Below are 26,441 nucleotides of genomic sequence, written 5' to 3'. Positions count from 1 at the left end.
GTAACACGAAACAGTCAGGGGTTGGTAAGTACCGTTGGCGGCACAAAATGCTTTTGATTTAGTTGCAGATTTTCGGCCGTCCATTCTACGTCACCCATAAAAGCTGATCCCCGCACCGGGCAGTTGGCCACCTGGCAGTACTGGCAACAGTCCTGCATACACGGATCGGTGTGTACAAAAATTTCTACCTCAGCCTCAAAACCCTCCTTCAGCGTATCCTCAAAATGGTGTACTTCATCGTGTACCCTGGTCAGCTCCCAGTAGTACGGAAGGGTGAGATGGCAGTCGATATGGAGATCGGCTCCGTATTTCTGTACGCGTAAGTTATGGACATCGATCCAGTGGCGATCCCGGTTGGTATTGAGCAACTCAACGACCCGGTTCATGGTCGGGATGTCGGTTTCGTCCATAAGCCGGGCTACCGACTGGCGGGTAATCTGGAACCCGTTGTAGATGATGACCAGTGATATACCTAACGACAGTGTACTATCGATCCAGTGCTGGCCCGTCAGCGCCACCAGGGCTACGCCAACCATGACCACAATACTGCTGAATGTATCCGTGAGCAGATGTTTACCATCGGCGGTGAGCGCTGCCGAATCGGTTTGCCGACCCGATCGGATGAGCATCCAGCCAACAAACGCATTGGCAGCCGCCGTAATACCAACCAGAGCAAAGCCCCAGTCGAGGTTGGTTAGTACTTTGGGTTCAAAAAAACTCAGAATGGCCTGCCAGACTATGACAATCCCGGCCGACAGGATCATGGCTCCCTCGAAACCAGACGACAAAAACTCGATTTTTCCGTGGCCGTACGGGTGGTTCAGATCGCGGGGTTGCCCGGCCAGATAGATGCTGTAGAAGGCGAACCCGCTGGCAATCACGTTCACAATCGATTCGACAGCATCCGACAGAATGGCTGTCGAATAGGTCAGGAAGTAAGCCGTGAACTTAATAATCAGCAGGGTAATACTCAGCCCCAGCGATATGCCCATCCAGCGGTATTTCGTTTGTTGACTGGCACTCATGAGGCCATTTTTAGCTTGTTAGAAACAACAAAGATAACGATTCTGACGCGGATTGCCGGGTATTTTGTTAGAGAGAGCAAGCATTGGTTATGTACGATAAAGACGCTTAAGGCGTCATAAACTGCCAGTTGATGGTAGTATAATGAAAGTCAGGCGTATTGGGTCGGGTCCAGCTACCAACGAGTTTACCCTGTTGGTCGCGCTTCACGGTTAGCGGTGTCCAGGTGAATACGCCCCGGTTGTAGTCGTAGGTTTCGCCATCGTCGTCATAAAGTGGCCAGCTTGTTTCTTTCGTTCCGTAATGGCGTACTGTGAGGGGAATGGCCTCCTGCCTGTCGGGAGTATGCAGCCGGGGTGGAAGCATGGGAATGATTCCACCATCTTTCACAAACAAGGGTATACGGGAAAGGCCGGGGCTGATCTCGATAAGTTGCCCCTCGCCCGCCAATTTTCCGGTATAGAAATCGTACCATTTGCCCGCAGGCAACCAGACCGCCCGTTTGGTTTGACCGGCAAACATGGGAGCTACCAATACATAATCGCCAAGCATAAACTGGTCGTTCAGGTCTTTGGTAGCCGCCAGGGCGTAGGGGTTATCGGTTGAATTCAATCGACCCTCCGTCGTTTGCGAAACGGTCGAAAACCCATCTACCAGATGCACGGCGCGGATGGGCGGTTTGCCGTCAAAATGGTATTGCGCGAAGGTCGTGTACAGGTAGGGGAGTAGCTGCATACGCAACTGCATAACGTCTTTCACATCCTGTGCTACATCGGTAAATGACCAGGGTTTAGTGCCATCGGCCCAGGCATTGAGCATCGCCATTGGCGAAAAACAGACCGACTGCATCCGCCGGAGCCATTCCTCCGAGGTTTTGGACGAGCGGGCTTCGGGGGTCCACAATACGCCAATAAAACTGCTGGTACACAGGGCCGTAATGAAATCGTGGTGGTCGTAGTAGTCGTTGTAAATGACGTAGGGTAAAGCCGAAGCTCCGGCATTAGACCCTCGAACCAGCCCGTAAGTCCGCTGATTGCGTTCCCGAAACCAGGCATCGGTCATCGTCTGAAATTGCAATCCATAGATCTGCCGCATCTGCTCGGCTGGAATACCCGACGGAAACGTAGCCACATCGGGCCAGAGCCAGTTGTCGTATCCATCCACTTCATCGACCTTATAGCCCGAAATCCCCATCGACAGGTGTTGCTGAGTGAATAATTGCTTGTACAATGCCTGTGGCTGTGGCAGGCTAAAATCGGGTACGCGCCCAACCCAAACCATATGCGAGCCTGTGTAGGGTAAAACGTCTTTATAAATTGGAGAGTGTGATGAAACATAGGGGTTGATCCATAAATTGGCCCGTATGTTCTTTTGCCGGAGGGTTTCCAGAAATTGCTGGGGCTTTGGAAACCGGGTACTGTCCCAGACAAAACTATTCGGATAGGAGCGCGATTGCCAGCCTGGTTCCAGCCCGACAAAGCTCAGCGGATAACCTCTGGCTTCAAAATCGGCCACTTCGGCCAGAATTTCCTTATCCGAAAACAGCGTTGGCGTTCGATGCGTGAAACCCAGCCCCCATTTGGGTGGTAAAACCCCTCCACCATTGTGGAGATTATACCGTTGAACAACCTCCATAGGCGACTTCCCCGCAAACACATAGATTTCGGTGCCGGAAGCCGGAACCAGGATTTCGACCGCATCGGAATAAGGCTGGGCGCTCCAGTCACGTTGGGTGTTCCGGTCTTTTTCGGGCGGCCTATTCGGGCTATCGGTTCGGACGGCTGTGCCAGCATACACGGTAATGTATCGCGCTGAGTTGATAAGCACACCGTATCCCAGGCTGGACACATAAAAAGGGACCGGGGCATGGGTTCGTCCGTTGTCTTTTCCATTGTAATGATCAACGTGCAGGGTTTTGATTTGGCCTCGCTGCTGAACGGTTTTGAAGTTGAGTCCTAAGCCAAACAATTGCTCCTCCTTCTGTAACGGGAAGCGTAGGTAGGTCTTTCCATCGACTAACTGATAGATACTTCCAGCCAGCGCATTGGGGAATGGAGGTTCGCCCAACGATTTTAGGCGGTCAATACGGGGCGTAATACCTGCTACGGCCAGTGGCGTAATTCGGTCCGACTGCCCCACTACGGCTTTCCAGACGCCTGGGGCTACAGATTGCCATTGAAAGTTGGCCGATTGGGCTGTAGCGAATGATCCTACACCCAGTCTGATAAGGAGCAAAAAAGTAAAATATCGCCTGGTGAGCATGGTAGTCGTTCAGATGGCTTTGGTATCGATAAGCGGGTTAGGGTATGTAGCTACTCGAATCAAGCATTGTTTCCGGGCTGTCCGGGATACAATTGTGGATGAGCGGTCTTCAACCCAAAAAATAATGGCTGGTGGCTTATAAAAAAGTCTTTGTGTTGGTTTTACGTAATGAGTCTTTATGTACTTTTGACGTAAAGGTTTCGCTGTGCGATCCTGAGTACCCGTTCCTAACGATTTATAGTCCATTTCTTATGAAAAAAATTGCCCTGTTCGTTCTTGCACTTTTTACAGTAAGTTGCGCTTTGGCGCAAACGACTCCGCCAAAGCGACCTTTGCCAATCATCGATGTCCATGTGCACGCCATGAAAGTAAGCCCTGGGTTTGCTGTTGAAATGTGCCCCTGGTTTCTGCGTGATATGCCCGGAGGTGACCCGACCCAAAATTTACAGATGCGTGCTTTTCTGAATACCGACTGCGTTGATCCACTGCAACCGGCTAAGTCGGACGAGGAAATGCAGAAGGCGGTACTGGCTACGATGGAGCGGCTCAATATGACTATTGTTGCTTACGGTGATCCGCAGATTTTACGAAAATGGAAAAAAGCGGCCCCTGACCGGGTCATTCCGGGCATTGGGGTTAGCTCGCCCAATGAGATGAGTGTGCAGGCGTTCACCGATTCGCTGTCGTCCGGTTTTTATAAAGTGATGGGCGAAGTAGCTCCTCAGTATCAGGGACTTTCGCCAAGTGATATGTCGCTGGATGGGTATTTTGCGGCCGCCGAAAAACTGAACATTCCCGTAGGGATTCACATGGGTACAGGCGGAAACGGGATGGCTAACCTGACGCAGGCAAAATACCGTGCATCGCTGGGACGACCGTTCCTACTCGAAGATGTACTGGCCCGGCATCCCAAATTGAAAATATGGGTGATGCACGCAGGTTACCCGATGCTTGATGAAATGATTGCCTTGATGGGGGCCAATGCCTATGTGTATGTCGATCTGGCGGGGTTTATCTGGAGCTATCCGCAGGCTGAAATTCATGCCTACCTGAAGCGGCTGGTACAGGCTGGTTTTGGCAAGCGGATTCTGTACGGCACTGATTTTATGATGTGGCCCAAGCTGTTCGAAGCGTCGATCAGCGTGATTGAAAATGCCGACTACCTATCCTTCGATCAAAAGCGCGATATTCTGTTCAATAACGCTGTTCGCTTTTTTCGGCTAGACGCCAACAAATTTAAGTAGCCTGCAACCACTGCTGAGCCACACGCATAGTGAGGTTGAGAAAGGGCTGTGGCCATTCGTTGCCGCTGGTATCTTATCCAGTAACAACGAATGGCCACAGCCCTTTGCTTTTCAGAGAGTTTACTTCACGGGTTTTGCGCCCAGCCAATTGTCCCGAAATGTCTGCATGGCCGGGGTAAGTGAGAGGCTACTTTTTTCGTATAGCAGAACGGCGATAGCGGGATTTTCGGCCAGGACAACCGATGTTGTTTTCGGCTCGCCCCGGTGTAAATACGCAAGTTGGATGGTGTCGCCGGGTTTGTGCTGATCAAGAACCGTAGACAGGTCAGTGACTTTGCTAACTGCCTGACCAGCTACGCTCGTGATCATATCGTCAATATCCAGTCCTGCTTTGTAGAGCGGGGTATCCCGAATGGTACTGCTCAGAAGGGTAAGCCCTTTGTCTGTTTCAGCATAACGAACGTTACCAAGCCAGGCTTTACCTTCCTGCGCTTTTTTTAGGGCCAGCCCTGCTTTCGTCAACAGCGAAGCGTAATCAATAGCTTCGTGGCCGTAGATGTATTTACTGAAAAATTGGCTGGCGAAATCGGGCGATGTGAGTTTGCCCAGCTCAGCTTGCAGGCCATCAACGGTATAGGGTTGTTCCGGTTTGCCGAATCGTTGCCAGACTGCCTGCATGTACGCATCGAGAGACAGATTCCGCTGCCGTAATTCCAGATCCAACGCCAGGGCCACGGCTGCTCCATACGTGTAATAGGACGTAAACATGTTGCCGTAATTCGTACGGTCAACAGACACCCCTGCATCAACAAAAACAGCGTGGCAACTGGCATCGATGGGCGAGAAATACGTACCGCCGGGTGTCAGTTGCTTTCCCGATACGATGCTGGTGAGGGTGTACAGGTAAGTATCAACGGGAGTAAAGCCTGCCCGAACCAACAGCAATTCACCATAATATTGAGTAAATCCCTCTGCGAACCAAAGCTCATAGCTCATGTTGCTTTTCTCGAAATTGAACGGTTCGAGGGTTTTCGGTCGAATACGCTCTACATTCCAGCAGTGAAAAAATTCGTGTGCGAATACGCCCAACACGCGTTCAGGACCTGTGAACGCAATGGGTACGGCAATCATGGTCGAATTCCGATGTTCCATACCATCGCCCCGCACGTAGGGGTTCAGGCTGGCCAGAAAGGTATACGTTCCGTAATCATACCGGGGGAATTCGCCATACACTGCCTTCGCCTGATCGACAATCCGGCTGATCTTTTTGGCGAAACCATCGGCGGTTGAATCGGGTACAGCCGCTTCCAGCGCTACCCGGAACGTAATTGATTTCCCATCGGTGTTGGTTCGTTGCCACTCCTTAACGGCCAGTTTCCCGATCTTTATGGGAGAGTCCATAAAATACTGTAACCCCGGAGCGGTGTAGGTATATCGGTCGGACGTAGGCACCAGTTGCGTAGCCACTACCCCCATGTTGTCGGCGGGAAGGTTGAATTTTACCTCAATAGGCCGCTGATCAAACCCTTTGATCCACATGAAGGTAGCGGGCATATTCAGGTGAATACTTTGCGGATCAATGCCCAGATAGGTGCCATCGGGATAATTACCAAACAGGGTATAGCTCAACTTCACCATCCCTTTGTGATTGGGTACGCTATACACATCGCCGTCGATCCGCGTGACGGTCAAAGGCTGATTCTGCTCATCAGTAGCCCGTACATTGTACACATTTTTACCAAATTCGTGGGTGGCATAGCGCCCCGGCGACGAACGGCTCATGCGGAAAATAGCCGCCTGTTTGGGTAACTGGTTAACCGTCAGGGTGATTTCGGCTTCGTGGTGAACGGCATTGGGAAACGAAACATCGTACCGGATCGATTGAGCAACGCCCAGGTGGGCGAGCAGTAGAAAAACGAAAGGGGCAATTTTCATGGGTGGCAAGAGCGCATAGTGAATTATCGGGCAGCCTGGGTGGACGGGGCTTTACGGGGAAGTTTCTGGTCCCGCATGGCGGCATTATAAACAAAACCAGCCACCACGGTAGCCGCCTGTTTCAGGTCGTCGGGTTGCAGGTGGTCGTACGTGTCCATGTTGGTATGGTGCGTGCGGGTGCTGTATTCAATCGGGTCCTGAATGAACTGGAATCCCGGCAGACCAACCCGGTCGAACGAAAGATGGTCGGTACCACCTGTGTTTCTGGGCGTAAGGGTGGTAGCGCCTAAATCGTTGAATGGTTTGAGCCACTGGGCAAAAATCGGCCCTACTTCCTGATTGCCCTGTAAATACACCCCCCGGATTTTGCCCGTTCCGTTGTCGACGTTAAAATAGGCTGCTATATTATCACCTTCTTTGGTAAGCTTGGTGGTTCCCGATTCGACCAGGTGATTGGCTACGTAATTTTTAGAGCCATGTAGTCCCTGTTCTTCACCACTCCACAGTGCCAGCCGAATCGTACGGCGAGGTTTGATGCCAATTGTTTTCAGAATCCGAACAGCCTCCATCATCACCGAGCTTCCGGCGGCATTGTCAGTAGCGCCGGTAGCTGCATGCCAGGAGTCGAAATGAGCGCCCAGCATCACCACTTCGTCTTTCAGTTTAGGGTCGGTGCCCGGAATTTCGGCCAGTATGTTATAGCCTTTGGTATCGTCGGTGTAAAATTTGGTTTTTACGTCGATGTCCAGTTTAACCGGAACGTTTGCCTTCATGAGTCGGCAGAGTGTCAGGTAATCCTCTACCGAGATCGTTAGATCGGCCAGGTCGTCGGGCGTTGATCCTAGCGCAGCATTGGCATAGTCGCCACTGACGAACAGGGTTCCGTCAATGCTATTCTGGGTGGTGTTGAGTATGCCTAGCGCTCCTTCCTGCTTGGCCAGCTTCCGCATTTTCTGATTAAATGCGTTTTGAGTACGCATGGCCAGCATCCGGCTTCGGAAGGTTGTGTCGCCACCGGCTCGTGGACTGGGAGCCGCTTCACTCGCCATTTTTTGCAATTCTTCGTCGGTGAAGCGAGTGGCATCGGCTTTGAAGGTGGGTGGAATCTTGTACGACTGATCAATCAGGATAACCTTATTCCTGAGTTTGCTGCGGTAACTTTCCAGGGCCGTTGTATCGGTGGCACTGATGTATAAAATATCGGCGGCCTGTAGCTTGTTGGTGCTGCCGCTCCAGGCTCTGGGTACAGCAATGATCGATTTGTAATACGGAGCGGTCATGGCCAGGTAGCAATGCTCTACAGCCCATCCTTTTCCCCATTCGCCCCAGGGTTCCAGACGGGGGTTTTGGATGCCCCAACTGGCCAATTTCGTTTTGGCCCAATTGGCGGCTTTCATGAAGCCAGGCCCCTGTAAGCGTGGCCCGTTGACATCCGTCAGGTAAAAAGCCGTTTCCATAACCTGCGAGTGTTGTAGTCCTTCCTCGCGAATTTTCTGAATGGTAGCCATATCCAGTTTCTCGTCCTGCCCATAGGATAGGAGTGATGTGCCAAGAAATAAACTGGCTAACAGAAGTTTGTTGTGCATGTGATCGTGTAAATTGAGTAGCAGCCCGAAGATACCGATTTTAGAAAAGCCCCCCGTGATTCACGTATAATCTTTCATCTGAAAATCCTGGGTTAAGCATCTAAAGGTGGGTTCGGATGAGTCTGCAGAAAATGGGATTGGTTTGCCAAAAGACCCGGAAAAGAAAAGCCGGCTCGTTACGAATGGCCGAAAGGAGTTAACTTAGCGACTTTTTACTACCTAATTCGATTATCAGCAGGCTGGTAACCTCTGAAACAGAGCCATACCACCGCCGTCTTCATCTTTATGGAAACAACTGAAAACCCCTGGCAGACACTCAATTCAGCGGTCAAATACGAAAATCCCTGGTTAACGATCCGCCATGAAGAGGTGGTCACTCCTGCCGGAACGCCCGGCATTTATGGCGTGGTCAGCTTTAAAAATAAAGCCATTGGGGTAGTACCCATCGACAGCGAAGGAAATACCTATCTGGTTGGGCAATACCGTTATCCACTGAATGAGTACTCCTGGGAGATCCCAGAGGGCGGCTGTCCACTCGGCACCGATCCACTCGATTCGGCTAAACGCGAATTGAAAGAAGAAACCGGCCTGGAAGCGGCAAAATGGACCAAAATTGCCCGTATTCATACCTCAAATTCGGCTACCGACGAAGAAGGGTTTCTCTACATTGCTGAAGAACTGGTGCAGGGCGAACACGCGCCGGAAGAGACGGAAGACCTGCGCGTCTGGAAGTTGCCGCTGGCCGAAGCCGTCAATATGGTCATGACCAGTCAGATTACGGATTCGCTCAGTGTGAGTGGACTGATGATTGTAGCCCGATTGCGGGGAATTTAAACACAGTTTACCGTTTATGGTTTACAGTTTACAGTGATTTGAGGTGCCTGTAAGCGCACGTCGAACCACTGCAAGTGATAAACCGTAAACTCCTGGCTTTAAACTTGATTTTCTGTGTTCTTACCTATTCTCTTTGGCTTTTTACTGGGCGTTGCCCTTTGCCTCACCTTTGGAACCGTCTTTTTTGCGCTGATTCAGAATAGCGTCGATAACGGATTTCGATCGGGACTTAAGATGGTATTCGGGGTAATTGTGGGCGATATCATATTTGTCATTGCGGCCCTGATCGGTACATCCTTTATACCGAAAGTTCAGGGTTTTGAAAACATCATGGCGATCGTTGGGGTCGTCTTTTTAGTTGCTCTGGGTCTGGTCAATATCCTGAAAGGAACGCCACGACTGGCTTACCCCAAAACCCGACTCGGAAATTTCGTTTATTACTTCACAACGGGTTTTTTTCTGAACGCTCTCAACCCGGTCAACTTTGTCGCGTGGGTCGCTATCGTGGCTTATATTCGGTCGCACCTGCATTATACCGACCCCCAGCAGTATGCCTTTATGATTGCGGCTTTAGTTGGCGTATTTACCACCGAATCGGCCCTGGCTTATTATGCCAACCGACTGAAACGGTTGTTTACGCCCCGTGTCGTTAAGATTTTTAACCGTACCACCGGCGTTGTTTTCCTGATCGGGGCTGCCAACATTGCCTATACGCGCCTGCTGGAGCCCCTATCGAAGGCGATGAATTGGTAGGAAGTTAAAGAGCGAAAGATAGAAAGAGTGAAAGAGCGAATGGCTGTCGCAAGCTTTTATCGCTCTTTCACTCTTTCTATCTTTCGCTCTTTAAAAAGTTTTCCCACTCCTGAATCAGCCCTTTTTTCAGGACGCGCGGAAATTTGTGCTGGCCGCCCATTTTACCACGCGATTTCATCCAGTCATAGAAGGTTTTGGCCGGAAGCACAGTCACCGAAATATCTTTCAGAGCATGCTGGCGTTCAACGGCGTAATCGTCGTTGAGTTCTTTGAGCCGGTCGTCGATGCGGTCGCGGAGGAGGCTGGCGTCCACCTTGTCGTCGGTTCCGATATACCAGTCGTGCGCAAAGAGGGTACCGTGTGCTACACCCGCTACCGTAAACTCCCGCACTGAAATCCCCAGTTCCTGCGACACCAGTTCAATCGCCTTATTCATATTGTCGACGGAAAGGTGTTCGCCACACAAACTCAGGAAGTGCTTGGTACGGCCTGTAATGACAATTTCAGCCTGCTTCTTATTGACAAACCGGATGGTATCGCCAATCAGATAGCGCCAGGCACCCGCACAGGTTGAGAGAAGCAGGGCATATTCTTTCCCTTCCTCCACCTCATCAATCATGAGCGTTTGCGGATTCTCGGTCAGTTCACCATCGGGGGAGAAGTTCTTTTCGTTGAAGGGGATAAATTCAAAAAACAGCCCGTTATTCAGTACCAGTTGCATGCCTTCGGCATTGGGATGCGTCTGAAACGCAATGAAGCCTTCGGAGGCCAGATAGGTTTCGATGTAGGTGATGGGGTGCGCGAGCAGCTTTTCAAATCCGGCTTTGTAAGGCTCAAAGGACACGCCACCATGACCAAATACCATTAAGTTGGGCCAGATGTCGTGGATGGTTTTGACATTGTACCGCGCAATGATTTTCTCCATCAGCAACTGAATCCAGGCCGGAACGCCCACCACATAACCAATATCCCAATCGGCAGCCTGCTCTGTAATTTCGTCCAGTTTCAGGGCCCAGTCGCGTTCCTGGGCTATATCTTTACCTGGTTTATAAAATCGCTGAAACCAGAATGGAATCTGGCTGGCTGTAATGCCACTCAGATCGCCCTCAAAATGCCCCTGACGCGCATTCAGATTCGTACTGCCACCCAGCATCAGATAACCTTTTTCGTAGAGCGTAGCCGGAAGGTTCTGGTATTTTCCCAATGTCAGGATTTGCCGGATACTGGCCCGTTGAATGGCCCTTGACATGGCTTTCGTTACCGGAATGTATTTCGTAGACGCTTCGGATGTACCTGAGCTTAAAGCGAAATATTTAACCCGGCCGGGCCAGGCTATATTTCGTTCACCAGCCAAGGTTCGGTGCCACCAGCCATCGAACATCTTGTTGTAGTCGTGAATGGGGACGTTTTTCTTGAATTTCTCATAGAACTCATGGTGGCCGCCGAATTCGACTGCCCGGAGTAGTTCGTCAAAATGATAGGTTGTGCCAAATTCTGTAAACTGTGCTTTCTGAATGAGTTTACGAAAGGCTTTTCGTTGCTGACCGAACGGATTGGTTTTCCGTAGTCGAACGGCATTGGTCAGTCGAATACCGCTTTTGAGCAAACTTCCTAAAAGAGCCATATTTTGTTGATGTATGATGTATAATATATGATGTATAATATATAATATATGATGTAGGGTATATACACGCCAGACTCCAGCTTCCCCTATATCATATATCATACTTCATACATCATATAATATTACAGTTTCCAGTTTTTTAATTCGTCCATCATGCTATAGGCTGTCAGGTCGTAATGACAGGGGACAACAGAGGTATAATTATTGGCCAGGGCGTATTCGTCGGTGTCTTCGGCGTGCGTGTCGAAGTTGACGAAGTCGCCCGCCAGCCAGAAATACCGACGTCCGTGCGGATCGCGTCGTTCATCGAATACCTCCTGCCATTTTGCATTGGCCTGCCGACAGATCTGAATCCCTTTCAGGGGCTCAGGTCCACGGGCCGGAAAGTTGACATTCAGCGCCGTACCACGTTGAATGCCCTGTTGCAGTACATTCCGGGCAATGGCCAGGATGTGCTCGTGTGTATGCGAAAAATCGGGCTGCCGCGTAAAGTCGCTCAGCGAAAAGCCGATGGCCGGGATACCTTCGATAGCCGCTTCGATGGCTGCCGACATGGTGCCCGAATACAAAATGCTGATCGACGAATTGCTACCGTGATTGATACCACTGACCACCAGGTCGGGGGAGCGATCTTTCAGCACATGATGTTTGGCCAGTTTTACACAGTCGGCGGGGGTGCCTGAACATTCATAAGCCGGTACATCACCGAAAATATCGGATGGATACAGGCGTATAGGATTGGCTATAGTGATCGCATGCCCCATACCCGACTGCGGACTGTTGGGCGCTACAACAACGACCGAGCCAAGTTGTTTCATCAGGTCTACCAGGGTGCGAATGCCATGGGAAGTGATCCCATCATCATTGGTTACTAAAATCAGTGGTTTTTGTTCAGACATACACGTCAAAAGTCGATAGGTATACCCGGTTTATGCGCCATCAAGCCTTATCGGCTAAGGACTATAGACCGACGACTATCGACTATTGAAATGCAATACTACGGAAATCGGCCCAACCTTCGGGCTCAAAAACCAGTGAATGCTGCGTTAAATAATCATGTATCGTCTTGAATTCAGCGAATAACTCGAAATTAGTACCTGATTTATTATCGCCGGATTTATGCTTTCATCAAGGCACCGAATTTTTATGGAAGTGGCTCGGCTGCTGAGTTTTACCAAAGCCAGCCAGACGTTGTTTCTGAGCCAGTCGGCCATTAGCAAGCACATCAAGTCACTGGAATATTTTTACAAGACCGGACTGTTTGAACGGCATGGTACCAGCATCAGCCTGACCCCGGCTGGGCAAACGCTCTATGCCAAACTCCTGGAAGCCGGGCAGTTGCAGGAAGAACTGCATCAGGAACTTCAGCAGATCAATGAACAGTTTCTGCCGCCTACCAAACTGGCCGTTGGGTCCAGCACCACCATAAGTTTATACGTGTTGCCCCCTGTGCTGTCGGCCTATTTAAAACGCTATACAACGATTCAGATCAATGTGCTGAACCGTAACTCGAACAACATCCAGAACGCCCTGCTGGCACACGACATCGATGTCGGTATTGTGGAGGTCATGACCCGAATCAACACCCTGACCTACACACCCTTTATGACCGACGATGTACTGGCCGTATGTTCGGCCCGGAGCCCGTTGCGAGATCGAACGCTTACGGTTACCGATTTACCCACGATTCCATTGGCCTTACGTGAGAATGGCTCGGGGACATTGGCGGTCGTTGAGGATGCACTTAGCAAAAAGGGTATTAATGTAGCCTCACTGCGTGTACTGATTCGGTTAGGCGGCACCGAAGCTCTAAAGAACTTTGTTCTGGCCGATACCTGTCTGGCGTTTTTACCAAAGCGAGCGATCCTGAAAGAATTGGCAGCAGGGGAACTGGTTGAAGTACCCATTCAGGAGTTGACGCTTCAACGGACTTTCTATTTTATCCAGCGCAAAGGCACCGAAAATAATCGGCTCGTCAGCGGATTTATTCAGTTTGCGCTCAGGTATTATTCCAAACGGGAATAACTCATCTCAAAATGGTATTTGCTTCATGGATGGTTAACCGGGATTTTTCGGAAAAAATACAACCATGAACGTAGCAGTTACTTCATCTTTGCTGGGCAATTTGCATTGTTCACAATGTGGCAAAACACATGATCCGTTTACCCGTCAGACGCTTTCCCATTGTTGTCAGGCTCCTTTGCTGTGTGAGTATGTGCTGGATGTAGGCAGTGTATTGCCCGGCGATCTAGCCTCCAGGCCTAAGTCGCTCTGGCGCTATGAAGAGCTTCTGCCGGTTATTCAGCCCGAAAATCAGGTGAGCCTGGGTGAAGGCTTCACTCCGATACTACCACTAAGTCGGCTGGCAGGTCAATATAATCTGCAACACCTGGTTTTGAAGGATGAAGGGCTAAACCCGACGGGTTCTTTCAAAGCACGGGGATTAAGCATGGCGATCTCAAAAGCCAAAGAAAACGGTGAGCAGGCCTGTATCATTCCAACGGCGGGTAACGCTGGGGTGGCGATGGCGGCCTACTGTGCACGAGCGGGTATGGAAGCCGTGGTGGTGATGCCCCGCCATACCCCCGATGCGTTTAAAGAGGTCTGCCGGGCTTATAATGCCCAATTGGTTGAGGTGGACGGATTGATCAACGACTGCGCAACTAAGGTGCAGCAATTGAATCAGAACGGTACGTATTTCGATGTATCGACGCTAAAAGAGCCTTATCGGCTGGAAGGCAAGAAGACCATGGGGTTTGAAATTGCGGAACAGATGGCCTGGCAACTACCCGACGTGATTGTTTACCCAACAGGCGGAGGAACCGGCCTGATCGGGATATGGAAAGCATTTGACGAAATGGAATCGCTGGGCTGGTTGCCCAGCAAAGTGACCCTTCCTCGTATGGTAGCGGTGCAGGCTGAACAGTGCTGCCCCATCGTGACGACCTGGCAGGGCAAACAACTCAACAGCAAACAATACGTTGGTCAGCCGACGCTGGCTAATGGGCTGGCTGTTCCCCGGCCTATTGGTGAGCCGCTTATTCTGCGTACATTGCTGGAGTCGGGTGGCACAGCGATTGCCGTTTCGGACGATGAAATGCTAGAGGGCGTACGCGAACTCAGTCGATACGAAGGGCTTTTTGTCGCGCCGGAAGGGGGCGCCGTATGGGCTGCCACAAAGAAACTTCTCCAGCAAGGCTGGATTCAGCCTCACGAGCGGGTACTACTTCTGAATACGGGCTCAGGACAAAGCTATCTGGATAATCTGAAAGGGAGGTTGACCGATTGAATGCAAAGCGGTTGATTGACGGGACCGGATTTCCTACGCCAATCAACCGCTTACTTCGCGAATCGAATCACAAATTCACGGCTAACGTTTGCCCTTTGCGGCTTTTGAAACCCTGCAATGGGGAGTAGCTTTCGGTTGCTTTGCCATAATACCCCGTACCGTCGTATTCACGGAGTTGCGGATCGTTTTTGCACGCATCGGTACAGGTACCCTGGTGTTCAATGCCGCAGGCTTCGCACATCGTAAAATGATTGTTGCAGGCAGGACTGGCGCAGTTGACCATGCGGCTGGTAGGCGTGCCACACCGCTGACAGGTCGATATAACAGCCGGATTGACATGGTTGACGGGGACCGTAACCCGGTTGTCGAACACATAACATTCGCCGTCAAAATCTTCGCCACCCGCTTCCATTCCGTATTTGATAATACCCCCATGGAGTTGATACACATTTTCGAAGCCCTGGGCCAGCAGGTAGGCCGATGCTTTTTCGCATTTGATCCCCCCCGTACAGTAGGTGACAATCTTTTTGCCGGAGCCTTTCAAATGTTCGATTTCAGCGATGTGCTCAGGAAGTTCACGCAGATTTTCCATGTCGAACGTGATGGCTCCTTTGAACTTGCCTACCGAGTGTTCATAATTGGACCGCATATCGACCAGCACCACATCGGGGTCATTTTTCAAATTCAGAAACTCATCGGGCTCAACGTAAACGCCCGTTTGCCGAAGTGGATCGACGGGAAGGTCGGAGTGAACGATTTCGGGTTTCACCCGCACGTGTAATTTTTGAAACGTGTGGCCATCCGATTCATCGACTTTGAATTCTATACCGGCAAAACGAGGGTCGTTGCGAAGTGTATCCATATACGCTTCGCAATCGGCGGTAAGGCCCGACACCGTTCCGTTAAGTCCTTCAGGCGCAACGATGATCCTGCCCAGCAAGTTGAGATTGAGGCACAGCATATGGTGCTCCTCCCGATATTGCTCCGGGTTCGCAATGGGCGAATAGATGTAATACAAAAGCACTTGATACGGTTTCATAGGCAAAAAGTGAAAGAGTGAATGACCAGGCTGGCGCACCAGTGAAGGATCGGATTCGCAACGGCAAATCAGGCTCCTGATTATAGCTCTTTTCAGATACAAAATTAAACTCAAAACACGAAAGTTCGTTATAGAAGGAATAAAGGTGGAAGGAGAAAGGGGTGAAAGCATGCAGTGGTGATCTTCCTTTCGCCTTTATTGGCTACTCCCTTATCCGCTTGCTTATGCACATCGCGATTACTGGAAATATCGGCGCCGGAAAAACCACACTGGCCGAAATGCTCGCAGCTCAGTTTGGCTGGGAAGTTCTCTACGAAGCGGTTGAGGGGAATCCGTATCTGGCCGATTTTTATGCAGACATGCCGCGCTGGTCGTTCAATCTGCAAATCTTTTTTCTGAACAGCCGCTTTGCCCAAATGAAACGCATTCTGGACCTTCAGCAGGCTACAGAAGCCATTTCGGGGCGGCCAGGTGTGATGATTCAGGATCGGACCATTTACGAGGATGCGGCCATATTCGCCCGTAACCTGTACCAGCGTGGCGATATGACCCAGCGTGATTATCTGACGTATCGACAAGTGTTCGACAACATGACCAGTCTGGTTCGGCCGCCCGACCTGATGATCTACCTGCGAGCCAGTTTGCTCCGGCTTCGCCAGCGCATTCGAAAGCGGGGCCGGGATTTTGAGCAGGCCATCAGCGATGAATACCTCGATAGCCTGAATCAACTCTACGAAGAGTTTGCTTCAGGCTATCGGTTAGGACCTTTGCTGGTACTTGATGTCGATAAACTGGATTATGTAGCTCGTTCGTCCGATTTCGATGAGGTGGTTAACCTCATCAATACGTCGCTCGCTTCATCCGGCTTATAAGGCATTGATGATTCGGGCGTAAATATTGTTGGCTGGGTTACCGTCATAGGTTTGTGTGGCATCATTTTTCACGTTTACGGTGATGTTGGACACACTGCCTAAGTTGGCGGTTGTGCGGGTAGCGGTAAAACCCAGTACCGCCGTGGCATTGGCGGCAATACTCTGTCCGGTATTCATCGTCAGCGTAAGTTGCTGAGTGTCTTTGGAGTCGGTAATATGCCATCTGGCATTTTCAACAGCAACGGGGTTATTGTTCCCCTCGATTAAATTGATGCTGGTCAGTGCCGAATTGAACGAAATCGAATAGCCAACGGGAACCGTAATCGTAATGACAACGCTACCACTAGTGGTTGGCAAGCCAGCCGTTTCAAATAGGTTCACGACAAAATCGCGCGCATTGTCCGGGCTGCTGGAACCAAAGTTTCCCTGAGGCAGCACCAGGTTTAGACTGAGGTCGGGCGTCTGGATAGTGCCTAAGGTGGCGAAATCGCTGCGGAATTTTTTGAAATTGTTTTGCGAAAGGTCTTTGGCACCTGTTCCATCGTTGTAGAATACCTGGCTTCCATTATCCATCAGAAACTGAATGGAACTGGTGGCATCGAGTGTAGCTGGCAGGTCGACAATCGATTCGATGCTGCTGCCCCCGCTAACACCACTCAGACCGCTCAGATCGGCCGATCGCTGCCGAGCCGGATCGGCTGGATTCCCTGTCCAGGTAAAGAGTTTGAAGGCATTGGGATCAGACCCGGCACTGCCCGATGGGCCTGCCACGATCAGATACTGCCCATTGCCATTCCCTTTGATTTCCCGAATACCGCGTCCGCCAAGGTCAAGTAAGATCGGTGCCCCGAAGGTAGCCGGACCCGATGCTGGGTTGGCTGAAACCAGCGATGCAAAGTTGGTGACGGGAACAATCAGGGCTTTGGTTCGATTCGATGCCGGAGAGATGGGGGCTCTGAAGGCCAGATAGCCCGTTGTACCATCGGGCGCAACGGTAAGCCCTTCAATCCCGAACCCAGCGCCACCAGCGGCTTCGGGGTCAACCCCATCGGCCGAACTGGCTTGTAGACCAAAATAATTGGCCCCTAACCCATGCTGGTTGTTTACATCCCAATTGACCAGGTCTGTTTTGAGACCATCGTAGCGACCCACATAACTCAGGGTTGTACTGGCTCCGCTGCCCGTTAGGTCGGTAGCGAACAGCCGATTGCGATTGGGTCTGGCAGCTCCACTCGATGCGTTGGTGTGTGACCCCAGCCAATAAATGCGATTGCCTATGCGAACGGAGGCTTCAATGTTCACCTGACGAGGTATGCCCCCCGAAATGTCCGTCAGCCCCAGCGAGGATGTATAATCGAACCCGTTGATCGGTAAACCTGAATTGGCCCGGTTATACAGGCGAAGTACCTGATTATCGTCGTCACCGACCAGCATATAGTCTGCGTCTAAGGCCTGAGCTGTGGATGCGTCGCTGGCACCCGTATGAAATCGGCTGGTAGTCGTTGAAGCCGCTGAGGCTGCATAACTGAGGGTGTAGGAAGTGATGTTGCTGCCGTCCGATACGGTGGCAAGGAGAGTCGTATAGCCAACTCCGGTAGGCGTAATTTTTAGATTTCGGCTGGCTCCACTTCCGGTTATAGCCAGATTGGTGTTGGGTACAACACTGGCATTGCTGCTAGTGGCAGTTAGCGTCAGACTACCAACGGGTGTGTCGGTATCGGCCAGCGTGAAATCAATCCCCAGTGTACGAGCCGGATCGGTAGGATCGTTGATGACGCCACTGATGACTGACCCATTGAGGTAGCTAGTCGTCGTGCCGGCTAGGCTGATGGTAGGGGGAGTGCCAACGGCTACATCGTTATCCGTGATGGTAACCGAAACCGGATTGATCGCAATACCATTATAAGCGGGGTCGGTGCTGGTAGCGCTATGCGTAATGGTTGCCGAATGAACCCCTTCCACCAGGTTATCGTCTACGGCCGAAACGGTCACGGTCTGAGCCTGACTATAATTGGCAGGAGTAAAGGTTAGCGTTGGCACATCAGTAGTCAGTTGAGAGCCCGACGTAATCGTCACAACCACATTGGCGGTTGGCTGGCTGGCCAGCGATACCGTATACGTGTCGGTGGCACCACCTTCGGTAACGGCGGTTGTAGGCCCCGATATACGCACCAATACACGATTGAGGGGTGTGAAATACCCGCCTGGGCTACCTATATTGCCATCGGCAGATGTGTAGGAGTTCTGCGCATCATTGACAGTCGATAGCACCCAGCCCGCAATGCTATTCGTGCCGAGATTGGCCTGTGCTGTCCAGGCACTGACCCCATTGGTAAATACGGTGCTGCCTCCCGCACTGCTGCTTGGATAAGTGAGCCGATCGACCAATGTGTTCGACGCATCATAAATATTGATTTCATCGCCATTGCCCAGGTTTTGATTATTGCTGCCGACCACTTTTACGGTAGTGGGCAAATACCAGGCTGTTCGGAAGGTGGCAGCAGGCGCTTCGGCAATAACAACCGATTCGCCGGGTTGTACGATGCCAAAAGCGCCAATGGAAAACGAGCCAGCCACACGGGTATTGTCGTCGAAACTCCAGCCTGTCAGGTCAATTGGGGCGTTGCCGACGTTTGTTAATTCAATAAATTCATTGGCCGTTCCTGAACCGTTATAGGCAAATTCAGTAATTCGGATTTGTCCAGAGGGAGCTGCATTGACGGAAACCGAAAAGGTTGCACTACTCGTATTGCTGGCGGGGTCGGTGGCGACAACCGTCACCGATTGTACGCCTGTAGCTGTAGGGGTTCCGTTGATGATGCGGGTTGTGTTATCGGCTGATAACCCATTGTTTAACCCGGTTATCGTATAGGTGATCGATTGGTTTTCCAGGTCAGTAAAAGCGGGTACCGTAAAGCTGAACGGCGTATTGACAGTAGCGATCTGATCGGCAATAGTCGGGGCTACCGGGGGCTGATTGGCATTGATCGTGATCGTGAAGTTGCCTGACGCGGAGAGGGAAGCGGGGTCGGTGGCGACAACCGTAACCGTCGAAACACCTGTGGCGGTGGGCGTACCGCTGATCACCCGGCTAGTGTTATCGGCCGAGAGCCCGGCCGGTAGGCCCGTAATAACGTACGTTAGCGCTTGGTTTTCCGGGTCAGTAAATGCCGGTACTGTAAAACTAAAAGGAACCGCTGTTATGCCGCTTTGGTTCGTAAAGGTTGGAAGGGTAGGGGGTTGATTGCCTGAGCCAATGAGTGTTACGATGGCATCGGCCGAGTTGTTGGTTTCGTTGCTTTCGGTAATACTGTTGGAGGGGTCAACGAGCGCGGTGCCACTCATCAGGTTACCACTCACGGTTGGCGTAATATTTACGGTAAGTGTTGTACTGCTTCCGGCTGCCAGCGAGCCACCCGAAAAGGTGACAATACCTGCCGACTGATTCGCTGTAAATCCGCTGGCACCAACTGATGCGTTATAGGTGGCGCTGGTCGATGTAGGCAAGCCAAACTGAACCGTAATGCCCGAGGCATCCGCACTTCCCTGGTTTCTGACAACGAGCGAATAGTTGAAAGGCTGATTCAGGGTAGCCGCAGTGGGTGCTGTGAGGGCGATAGTCAGGTCGGGCTGGGGAGTGACCGGAGCCAGCGCAACTCCCCGAAAGCTCGTATTAACCGGAGCGGTGGCAATCGCTGTCACTGTAGAGCCCGCGCCATTATCAGTAACGGTAATTAACCGATTTTCAGTAGCTTCGGTCGTAGTGGCAAAGATGATTGGATTACTGCCTGAGAAATCGACGGTTAGGCCAAAGGCACCCACGGTTGAAGCGGCCCCCGTACCAAATGTATATGCCAGCGACCAGGTACTGCCATCAAATGTCCATTTCTGAATACCCCCTCCGCTGCTAACGGCCCGGCCGTCGGCAATGTAGCAGATCGTTCTGGTAGAGTTAAAGAAAAAACCGGCTGCCTGCGAGCTGGCTCCAGTATTGATGATATTGGTTATAGACTGCCCGGATGTGGTAGGTAAACCAGTGCCTACCTGATAAATACCTAAGGCGGTGGAAGCACCCGCACCGGATTGAGTCGAGAAATAAAGATTACCATTAAATACGGCTACCGAACGCGTATTGGCTTTCGTATTTTGGACCGTGACGGCTGTACCTGTGCCAAAATAATCCGTGCCATCATTTCCACCGGCCGACCAGTAATTCGACAATCCGTCGGATGCTGCTCCCCGGATGTTATTGCCAGAGTGGAATGTATTGCTGGTTGCCGCGCGACTGAACGTACCTGCAGCACTGACCAGACCAATGCCACGATTGAGGGTAGTCGATGAGGCATTGGCTAGCTGGGCTGTATTGGGCAGGCTTTGAGCATACCCTCCAAAAACCAGCGAACTTCCATTGCCCGAACGAGTGAGCAGACCTTCTGAACCCGCGCTGCCACTGATCACTAAAGGATTTCCTCCAGATGATGGAATGGTCACGGTTGTACTCGCCACTCCTGAGGGCGAAAACTCCCGAAGAACGATCGGATTGCCCGTATTGACAAGAGCACCACTTCCGTTGCCAGCCTGTAGCACTACCACGTTGCCGGGGGTATACTGGGCCATAGCAGGGTAGCTAGCCAGCAGAAGCTGGGCCAGGCATAAGGTGATGAACAGTACGTTGCTAATCGGTACACGGTTTTTCATAGTTGATTGGTTTAACGGATGGGATAGCTTTGAATGAGAATGTTTTTTAGGATAAAAGTCGAAAATTGGTTACAAAAACAATAGCTTTTTGCCGAAAGAATGTTATTTTTTTGTTAAATCTACAAGCGGCTCTTCCTGCAATAGTTACAGAAATATACATATGGGCTGCAGGTAGTTGCAAAGTTTGGCTTAGTAATTGCAAAGTGCCTCTGCCTGAATAGGCAGGCTATTGAACAATTGATCGGATAGGGTAAGCAGTTTTGGTATTGAAGCGGTTTAACCGTACAAAATACTGATCACAAGTACATTCAATATCAAAAGGAAAACGGTTGCCATAAAATCTGATTCCCACACTGGGGTTTGGCGTAATTCTTGTAACGGTGATTGATAGGTAAAATCCACTAAGTAATGCGATGGGCAATGGACAAGCTAAAAGGGTTGTTCGGCCATACGCTTGGAATTTACCAGGGGTTCGGACCCTATCTGTTGAAAACCGAATTAACTTACTCAACCGGTTTGCCTATCGAATGATTGTTTACATTCATCAACCAGCCAGTAATCCCGCTGAGTTACATTCCTGGCCTCCCTTACGGGTATACTCAAGCGATAGCGGAGCCAAATGGCGTGCTGTGGCCGACTTAATGTATTTGCAGGGTGAAGCCAATTATACATGGCTCCACTGGGCCAGCGGTCCACCCGTACTGGTTCCGTATACGCTTAAACGCATAGAAGCTAAACTGCCCTCGGCCTGGTTTACGCGCACGCATCGCCATTATGTAGTTAGCCAACGGTTTATGGAGCGGATTGAGCTTGGTAATTCCTGTGCCACCCTGCATCTGGCAAACGGCACGGCATTGCCAATTTCTCGGCGTCGATGGTCACTTCTCCGTCGGGAGTGGTCGGGCATAGCACAAACGGAAATGACGGAACCAGAATCCCATACTGTTCGCCCGGTAGTTTCGCCCAGACTGACTATGTACCCTCCTGAAAAAAATGTTCTGGCCTCTATTATGCTGCGCGATTAATTCAGGGGTAGAAGCAGCCGATATACTTTAAATTGGGTTGTATCTTCTTCGATGATTGGTCGGGGCTGACTCTGCACCGGACGATTGGCTGTATTAAACTCACTTTTGATACTATTAGCCCTAAAAAAGCCTGACAGCAAGTGCTGAATCAGGCTTTTTGTTGTTACGTCTTGTCAGAGTTGATGCTACGAATTGTAAAAGAAAATTGTTTGCGTACGTACAAAAACACCCGACTCAATAGTGGTCGGGCGTTTTTTGCAACTAATTGATGAGTTTATAGCCTATGTACGTTGGTTCGTAGCGTTTGGATTGACGTTAACTAAAAAAAAATAAAAAAGTTTAGCTTGATAACGTCATGATGCCCAAAATTGACAAAACTATTTGGCATCACGGCAGTTATCTCCATAAACAACCTTTAAATATCATGGATAGAAAAGTAACCACTCTGGTTGGTCTTGCCGTAGGAGCATCGTTGCTGGCTGGTTTCGGTATTTATAAATTGATTAGTAATCGACGCAACAAGGCCCATAAAACATTAGTGATTGAGGGAGGGACCAGTCGAAATGGCCTGGCCGATGGATTTATCGGAAATGGATTTGTGAAAAGTACTGGTCTTTACAAAGGGATTGACCTGGCTAACGGACTGATCGGAGGAGGCTTGTACAAATTACGAGGTGCGCATATCGGCGGCTAATACGCTCCTTATGGGTAAATCGAAGTAGCTGGGATTCGTTAATGCTCAACCCTTCGGTATTATGAACTACCAAAGAAAAAGCGTTAAGTAGCACTTTTTTACAGTTCAGCGGCTGTTTTTACCAGTTCATTCATCCTGGTATTTGGCTGGTGTAGGGGGCGTTTACCTTTGTTCATGAAACAACGACAAAGAATTTAAACACCCCCTTACTAATGGACACGCTACTTCTTCCTCACTTTACCTCCAAACGCTCGATCCCTGTTCAGACCATTGAATACCTGGAAGCGATGGGCAATTATACCATGGTTCACCTGATGGGGCAAAAACCTATGCTGGTAGCCATTACGCTAAAACGGTTTGAGGAACGTCTGCCATCTTTCCTCAGAATTCATAAAGGGATGCTGGTCAATCCATCTCACATTGTTACATACCGAATTCGCTACGAATCGAATCCATTTGTAGAACTTTCCCGTGAACGGCAACTAACCGTATCCCGTCGGCAAATTCGTCGACTAAGACCAACATTAGCTGCTTCAACTGTGGCTAAGTCGTAGCCAAGGAAGAGTCATTTAGGACTAAGCGTCCTGTGAACAGTGAGGTTAGTTTTTACTGGTTAGTACAGCGAGACGCAAACGGTTAACAGCTCGTATTAAAAATGATTTTTATTAGCTGTGACTTTTGGAGGATTTGTTCGTCTCCATAGCTCACTTTCTCCAGTACTAACCCATAAGCATAAAGCCTGGCTTCGGTAGCTGGGCTTTATTGTTTAGTGCGCACTAGTCTGTATGCGTTTCTAAATGTCTGGGCATGTCGTAGATCTGACACTGTAATGAGCTGGAAGATCATGGCTTAAGCTAAACCCGGTAGATAATCAGCTATACTCCCCAAACGAATTGGATTATCAGCTTTGCGGGCTTGAAGTCGTCGCATCAGCAGGAACAGATAGATAGAGAAACAGGCCATACTAAGTAGTGTGGCCTGTTTAATTGCAAGGTGTAAAGTAGACACTTAAAGACAGTTAAAGACCATATATGTAAACTGCCTGCTATACTACTTACTTATTGGTAAACAATATTAATACCATAAGTATATAAGAAACAAAATTATTTTCCTTTGTTTAAAGGATATTTTAAAAAGCTAAACAACATACAAGCTTTTTAATGTGTCTTAATCAGAGATAAGGAGCTACTTTGAAAATAGATATACTAGTAATTTGTAAAATTTTCAATAAAGTAACTCATGGATTGGGGCTCAATTCCCTGAAAGTCCCTAGATAATATACCCTTCTTCGATCGCCTGTATCATGGGATAACCGGGCAAGATGGGTGTAGTGTCGGCTTGTAGGCTCTACTCCGTAAAATTTCGTTTGCTGATCGAATTTGATGTTGGAAAATCGGAAGGAATAGGAATATCAACGTTGCCGGTAGCGGCCCACTGAGCACCTCGTTGTAAAGCGGTGATAAACCCGACGCATTCAACCGAATAATCGACATGGCCTAATGGGGTGTGGAAAATACGACCTTTCCCATAGTTGATGGTCATCAGCATAGGTTCGTTGCGATCGGTGCCTCTGTTCTCCTTGGAGGAAAAAGCAGTGGCGAGTACGGTCATATTCTCGGCAGGGCCACGCAACCGATCGTACATCTCATCTTTGGTATGCATCCAGGTCAGGGGCATCCCTTTCGTAATTGGATGATTTGGATCGCGGACGGTTATCAGAAACTCTTGTTGAGCCCCATGTGAGCCTGCCCGACCTGGCTGAGGGTCTTTAATCAGCTTTCCATCGTTGTCATAGTATACATACGGGCCATCTTTCTCTGTACGGTCTCCCCAGCCTCCCAGGCCAATCATTTTATTATAGGCAGGCCACAGCGGAAAGGAATTATCGGCCGCATGAACCACTACCAGACCGCCCCCCTTTTTGATAAATTTTTCGAAATCGGCCTGCGTTTCGTCAGACCAGGGAGCGGCATTCCAACCAAAATTGCAGACAACGAGATCGTACTTCGAGAAGTCGGGGTGAAAGCTGGAATCGGCTTTGGCTTTGGATAAAGCTTTTGTAGTCTGAACTCCCGGGATCTTGTATTTATCGATCAAATCAGCTCCGTTCCAGGTATAATAGGTTCGCTTCACGTCGACAGAAAACTTGCCTGTTTCTTCGAAGTAGCGTTTTATCATAAACGTAATTTTAGGCCATTGTTCATGGTTGTTCTGCCCGTCAACAATTAAGGTTCGAATGATTTTCGTTTTACTTTTTTGAGGTGACTGAGCAGTTGCCAGGCTATTGATGGCTAACAGGACTATCAGGACGTACAGGGTTTTCATAAGCATTTATTTGGCGATACGGGTCGTATAGGATTGAACGAGGAATAGCTGATTTAAAAAAACGAGGAATGGGCTGAATCTACTTTAATAGCTAGCGCCTATTAGAGTAAGTGAATACCATTGGACCCTGAATATATCGGATCAAGGTCAAAACATGAGTCATACCGAATTTTGAGTGATGGCAAAAGCGACCATCAACGCATTGGCGATGGCTAAACGAAGTCTGTAGATCGGCACCGCAATATTACGGTGCCGATTGCCTGTTCGGGGGCCAATTTGCTCCGGGTGCCCCACCAACTCATCTGCACCACACTGGGTACCTCACCTAGCGCCGACACGAGTACGCCCGTCCACTGAAAGCCTGGTACGCAGATGCGAGCCGAAGGGGGCTTAAAAAAGCCTTTCTTGATCTTGGTCAGCCGCTTGCCTTTACTGCTTTCAACCGAACAGAGGCCTTCCACAAACCAACCGCTTCGGCGATCCGATCTCGGGCTTCTCCAACCGGCTATCATCCCATAACAGCAGCGGGCGTTTGCCCACCTCCCTTAGTTGATCAATGCGTTGTTTTGCCCTGGCAAAGAAGAACTCGTCCACTAAGGAGGCCGACCATTTTGGGTATCGTAAGAGGTTGCTGATGCGTTTAGTGCCCGCTGGGGCATGCGCATGGCCAGCAATGTATCCACCTAACTCACTAAGCAGCAAGCCCATCTTGGTGTTACGAAATAGGAGGATGGTTTTAAATAGGGTTGAGAAGGTAGCTACCAGCCGTTTATCAATCTGCTCCAGAAGTTTGTCTTCCAGGGGGCGGAGATAGTGCTGGACCTTGGCCTCTAAAAAGGCGGCACTAGTTGATTTTAGAGCGTGAAAAGCCGTATTATGCTGACATGTCCTGGACATAAAAAGGCCTCTCATCTGGTTTTGGCGTTGTGGTGATGCTCAAAACTAAGAAAGGAGGTTCTTTTTTAACATCCCGACAAAATTCGGGATGAATCATGTTTCCTTCCTACCCGATCAACGTTCAGAAAACGCCCGTTCAAAATCAGTACAAGACACTTGACGAGTCTGAATAATATACGCTATATTGCTCATGGAAGTATTACACTAGAGCACTTCCATCAAAAAAATGTCACTATTAACATGACATAGTCAGAAGATACACTCGGGCGCTGGAGCAACATGTATAATTGAACTACTTGACCGCAACGCCGGCTCGAATCTCATCAGATTCATCAACGCAA

20 protein-coding genes are annotated in these 26,441 nt (G+C 50.0%); 9 read left to right on the top strand and 11 right to left on the bottom strand.

What is annotated here, in order from left to right; genetic code table 11:
• Positions 1–14: 14 nt before the first annotated feature.
• Both B153_RS0121395 and B153_RS0121390 read right to left on the bottom strand, forming a co-directional pair.
• Positions 15–1,025: a cation diffusion facilitator family transporter gene (locus B153_RS0121395; protein ID WP_020598788.1), complete on the bottom strand. Its 1,011-nt coding sequence runs from the start codon at positions 1,023–1,025 to the stop codon at positions 15–17.
• A gap of 106 nt (positions 1,026–1,131) precedes the next feature.
• A complete protein-coding gene (locus B153_RS0121390; protein ID WP_020598787.1) occupies positions 1,132–3,285 on the bottom strand; it encodes a glycoside hydrolase family 31 protein in 2,154 nt (717 codons plus the stop codon).
• 251 nt (positions 3,286–3,536) lie between these two features.
• Here B153_RS0121390 and B153_RS0121385 point away from each other — a divergent pair, with 251 nt between their 5' ends.
• Positions 3,537–4,529, top strand: a complete 993-nt coding sequence (locus B153_RS0121385) for an amidohydrolase family protein (protein WP_026262338.1) — start codon at positions 3,537–3,539, stop codon at positions 4,527–4,529.
• A gap of 120 nt (positions 4,530–4,649) precedes the next feature.
• On the opposite strand, the gene B153_RS0121380 is transcribed toward B153_RS0121385, so the two are convergent.
• Entirely contained in the window at positions 4,650–6,464 is a 1,815-nt protein-coding gene (locus B153_RS0121380) for a M61 family metallopeptidase (RefSeq protein WP_020598785.1), read from the bottom strand.
• Positions 6,465–6,487: 23 nt separating this feature from the next.
• Positions 6,488–8,050 (bottom strand): M28 family metallopeptidase, encoded by a 1,563-nt coding sequence (locus B153_RS0121375; RefSeq protein ID WP_020598784.1) that lies wholly within the window; start codon positions 8,048–8,050, stop codon positions 6,488–6,490.
• 285 nt (positions 8,051–8,335) lie between these two features.
• Here B153_RS0121375 and B153_RS0121370 point away from each other — a divergent pair, with 285 nt between their 5' ends.
• Both B153_RS0121370 and B153_RS0121365 read left to right on the top strand, forming a co-directional pair.
• Positions 8,336–8,884: an NUDIX domain-containing protein gene (locus B153_RS0121370; protein ID WP_020598783.1), complete on the top strand. Its 549-nt coding sequence runs from the start codon at positions 8,336–8,338 to the stop codon at positions 8,882–8,884.
• Between the two features lie 114 nt (positions 8,885–8,998).
• Positions 8,999–9,637, top strand: coding sequence for a LysE family translocator (locus B153_RS0121365; protein ID WP_020598782.1), 639 nt, complete (start codon positions 8,999–9,001; stop codon positions 9,635–9,637).
• Between the two features lie 76 nt (positions 9,638–9,713).
• On the opposite strand, the gene B153_RS0121360 is transcribed toward B153_RS0121365, so the two are convergent.
• Together B153_RS0121360 and surE are read right to left on the bottom strand one after the other, a co-directional pair.
• Positions 9,714–11,261 (bottom strand): GH3 family acyl-acid amido synthetase, encoded by a 1,548-nt coding sequence (locus B153_RS0121360; protein WP_020598781.1) that lies wholly within the window; start codon positions 11,259–11,261, stop codon positions 9,714–9,716.
• A gap of 122 nt (positions 11,262–11,383) precedes the next feature.
• Positions 11,384–12,160: a 5'/3'-nucleotidase SurE gene (gene surE / locus B153_RS0121355; RefSeq protein WP_020598780.1), complete on the bottom strand. Its 777-nt coding sequence runs from the start codon at positions 12,158–12,160 to the stop codon at positions 11,384–11,386.
• A gap of 220 nt (positions 12,161–12,380) precedes the next feature.
• Here surE and B153_RS0121350 point away from each other — a divergent pair, with 220 nt between their 5' ends.
• Together B153_RS0121350 and B153_RS0121345 are read left to right on the top strand one after the other, a co-directional pair.
• Positions 12,381–13,286 carry a LysR substrate-binding domain-containing protein gene (locus B153_RS0121350; RefSeq protein WP_026262337.1) on the top strand — a complete coding sequence of 302 codons (906 nt, stop codon included), beginning with the start codon at positions 12,381–12,383 and terminating at the stop codon, positions 13,284–13,286.
• Between the two features lie 64 nt (positions 13,287–13,350).
• A complete protein-coding gene (locus B153_RS0121345; RefSeq protein ID WP_026262336.1) occupies positions 13,351–14,550 on the top strand; it encodes a threonine synthase in 1,200 nt (399 codons plus the stop codon).
• A gap of 67 nt (positions 14,551–14,617) precedes the next feature.
• Here B153_RS0121345 and trhO read toward each other — a convergent pair whose 3' ends face one another.
• Positions 14,618–15,589 (bottom strand): oxygen-dependent tRNA uridine(34) hydroxylase TrhO, encoded by a 972-nt coding sequence (gene trhO, locus B153_RS0121340; protein WP_020598777.1) that lies wholly within the window; start codon positions 15,587–15,589, stop codon positions 14,618–14,620.
• A gap of 224 nt (positions 15,590–15,813) precedes the next feature.
• Here trhO and B153_RS0121335 point away from each other — a divergent pair, with 224 nt between their 5' ends.
• Positions 15,814–16,461, top strand: a complete 648-nt coding sequence (locus B153_RS0121335) for a deoxynucleoside kinase (protein WP_020598776.1) — start codon at positions 15,814–15,816, stop codon at positions 16,459–16,461.
• Here B153_RS0121335 and B153_RS36825 read toward each other — a convergent pair.
• Positions 16,456–21,159, bottom strand: a complete 4,704-nt coding sequence (locus B153_RS36825; RefSeq protein WP_020598775.1) for a beta strand repeat-containing protein — start codon at positions 21,157–21,159, stop codon at positions 16,456–16,458. The two genes, B153_RS0121335 and B153_RS36825, sit on opposite strands and share 6 nt — an antisense overlap.
• A 527-nt stretch (positions 21,160–21,686) precedes the next feature.
• On the opposite strand from B153_RS36825, the gene B153_RS35600 reads away from it, so the two are divergent.
• The 3 genes from B153_RS35600 to B153_RS0121305 all read left to right on the top strand — a co-directional run bounded on the left by B153_RS35600 (position 21,687) and on the right by B153_RS0121305 (position 23,432).
• Complete coding sequence (locus B153_RS35600; protein WP_063672847.1) at positions 21,687–22,184, top strand: LytR/AlgR family response regulator transcription factor; 498 nt, start codon at positions 21,687–21,689, stop codon at positions 22,182–22,184.
• Between the two features lie 424 nt (positions 22,185–22,608).
• Entirely contained in the window at positions 22,609–22,878 is a 270-nt protein-coding gene (locus B153_RS0121310) for a hypothetical protein (protein WP_026262335.1), read from the top strand.
• A gap of 212 nt (positions 22,879–23,090) precedes the next feature.
• Positions 23,091–23,432: a LytR/AlgR family response regulator transcription factor gene (locus B153_RS0121305; protein WP_020598771.1), complete on the top strand. Its 342-nt coding sequence runs from the start codon at positions 23,091–23,093 to the stop codon at positions 23,430–23,432.
• Positions 23,433–24,225: 793 nt separating this feature from the next.
• Here B153_RS0121305 and B153_RS0121300 read toward each other — a convergent pair.
• The 3 genes from B153_RS0121300 to B153_RS35595 all read right to left on the bottom strand — a co-directional run bounded on the left by B153_RS0121300 (position 24,226) and on the right by B153_RS35595 (position 26,100).
• Positions 24,226–25,203 carry a ThuA domain-containing protein gene (locus B153_RS0121300; RefSeq protein WP_020598770.1) on the bottom strand — a complete coding sequence of 326 codons (978 nt, stop codon included), beginning with the start codon at positions 25,201–25,203 and terminating at the stop codon, positions 24,226–24,228.
• A 212-nt stretch (positions 25,204–25,415) separates the two neighbouring features.
• Positions 25,416–25,664 carry a hypothetical protein gene (locus B153_RS37785; RefSeq protein ID WP_157634777.1) on the bottom strand — a complete coding sequence of 83 codons (249 nt, stop codon included), beginning with the start codon at positions 25,662–25,664 and terminating at the stop codon, positions 25,416–25,418.
• The gene (locus tag B153_RS35595) at positions 25,642–26,100 is read right to left on the bottom strand and encodes a hypothetical protein (protein WP_211221697.1); all 459 of its coding nucleotides are present in this window, start codon (positions 26,098–26,100) and stop codon (positions 25,642–25,644) included. Before B153_RS35595 ends, B153_RS37785 begins: the two co-directional genes overlap by 23 nt.
• Positions 26,101–26,441 lie beyond the last annotated feature (341 nt).

Origin of the sequence: Spirosoma panaciterrae DSM 21099 (assembly GCF_000374025.1) — a bacterium.
Classification (GTDB): domain Bacteria; phylum Bacteroidota; class Bacteroidia; order Cytophagales; family Spirosomataceae; genus Spirosoma; species Spirosoma panaciterrae.
This window is presented reverse-complemented; position numbering and strand designations above follow the sequence as displayed.

What these genes read in the sequence shown, in the direction of transcription:
- B153_RS0121370 (WP_020598783.1), top strand. Translation starts at nt 8,336, where the DNA reads ATGGAAACAACTGAAAACCCCTGGCAGACACTCAATTCAGCGGTCAAA.
- B153_RS0121375 (WP_020598784.1), bottom strand. Translation starts at nt 8,050, where the DNA reads ATGCACAACAAACTTCTGTTAGCCAGTTTATTTCTTGGCACATCACTC.
- B153_RS0121345 (WP_026262336.1), top strand. Translation starts at nt 13,351, where the DNA reads ATGAACGTAGCAGTTACTTCATCTTTGCTGGGCAATTTGCATTGTTCA.
- trhO (WP_020598777.1), bottom strand. Translation starts at nt 15,589, where the DNA reads ATGAAACCGTATCAAGTGCTTTTGTATTACATCTATTCGCCCATTGCG.
- B153_RS0121380 (WP_020598785.1), bottom strand. Translation starts at nt 6,464, where the DNA reads ATGAAAATTGCCCCTTTCGTTTTTCTACTGCTCGCCCACCTGGGCGTT.
- B153_RS35600 (WP_063672847.1), top strand. Translation starts at nt 21,687, where the DNA reads ATGATTGTTTACATTCATCAACCAGCCAGTAATCCCGCTGAGTTACAT.
- B153_RS0121385 (WP_026262338.1), top strand. Translation starts at nt 3,537, where the DNA reads ATGAAAAAAATTGCCCTGTTCGTTCTTGCACTTTTTACAGTAAGTTGC.
- B153_RS0121360 (WP_020598781.1), bottom strand. Translation starts at nt 11,261, where the DNA reads ATGGCTCTTTTAGGAAGTTTGCTCAAAAGCGGTATTCGACTGACCAAT.
- B153_RS35595 (WP_211221697.1), bottom strand. Translation starts at nt 26,100, where the DNA reads ATGTCCAGGACATGTCAGCATAATACGGCTTTTCACGCTCTAAAATCA.
- surE (WP_020598780.1), bottom strand. Translation starts at nt 12,160, where the DNA reads ATGTCTGAACAAAAACCACTGATTTTAGTAACCAATGATGATGGGATC.
- B153_RS0121300 (WP_020598770.1), bottom strand. Translation starts at nt 25,203, where the DNA reads ATGAAAACCCTGTACGTCCTGATAGTCCTGTTAGCCATCAATAGCCTG.
- B153_RS36825 (WP_020598775.1), bottom strand. Translation starts at nt 21,159, where the DNA reads ATGAAAAACCGTGTACCGATTAGCAACGTACTGTTCATCACCTTATGC.
- B153_RS0121305 (WP_020598771.1), top strand. Translation starts at nt 23,091, where the DNA reads ATGGACACGCTACTTCTTCCTCACTTTACCTCCAAACGCTCGATCCCT.
- B153_RS0121335 (WP_020598776.1), top strand. Translation starts at nt 15,814, where the DNA reads ATGCACATCGCGATTACTGGAAATATCGGCGCCGGAAAAACCACACTG.
- B153_RS0121395 (WP_020598788.1), bottom strand. Translation starts at nt 1,025, where the DNA reads ATGAGTGCCAGTCAACAAACGAAATACCGCTGGATGGGCATATCGCTG.
- B153_RS0121390 (WP_020598787.1), bottom strand. Translation starts at nt 3,285, where the DNA reads ATGCTCACCAGGCGATATTTTACTTTTTTGCTCCTTATCAGACTGGGT.
- B153_RS0121310 (WP_026262335.1), top strand. Translation starts at nt 22,609, where the DNA reads ATGGATAGAAAAGTAACCACTCTGGTTGGTCTTGCCGTAGGAGCATCG.
- B153_RS0121350 (WP_026262337.1), top strand. Translation starts at nt 12,381, where the DNA reads ATGCTTTCATCAAGGCACCGAATTTTTATGGAAGTGGCTCGGCTGCTG.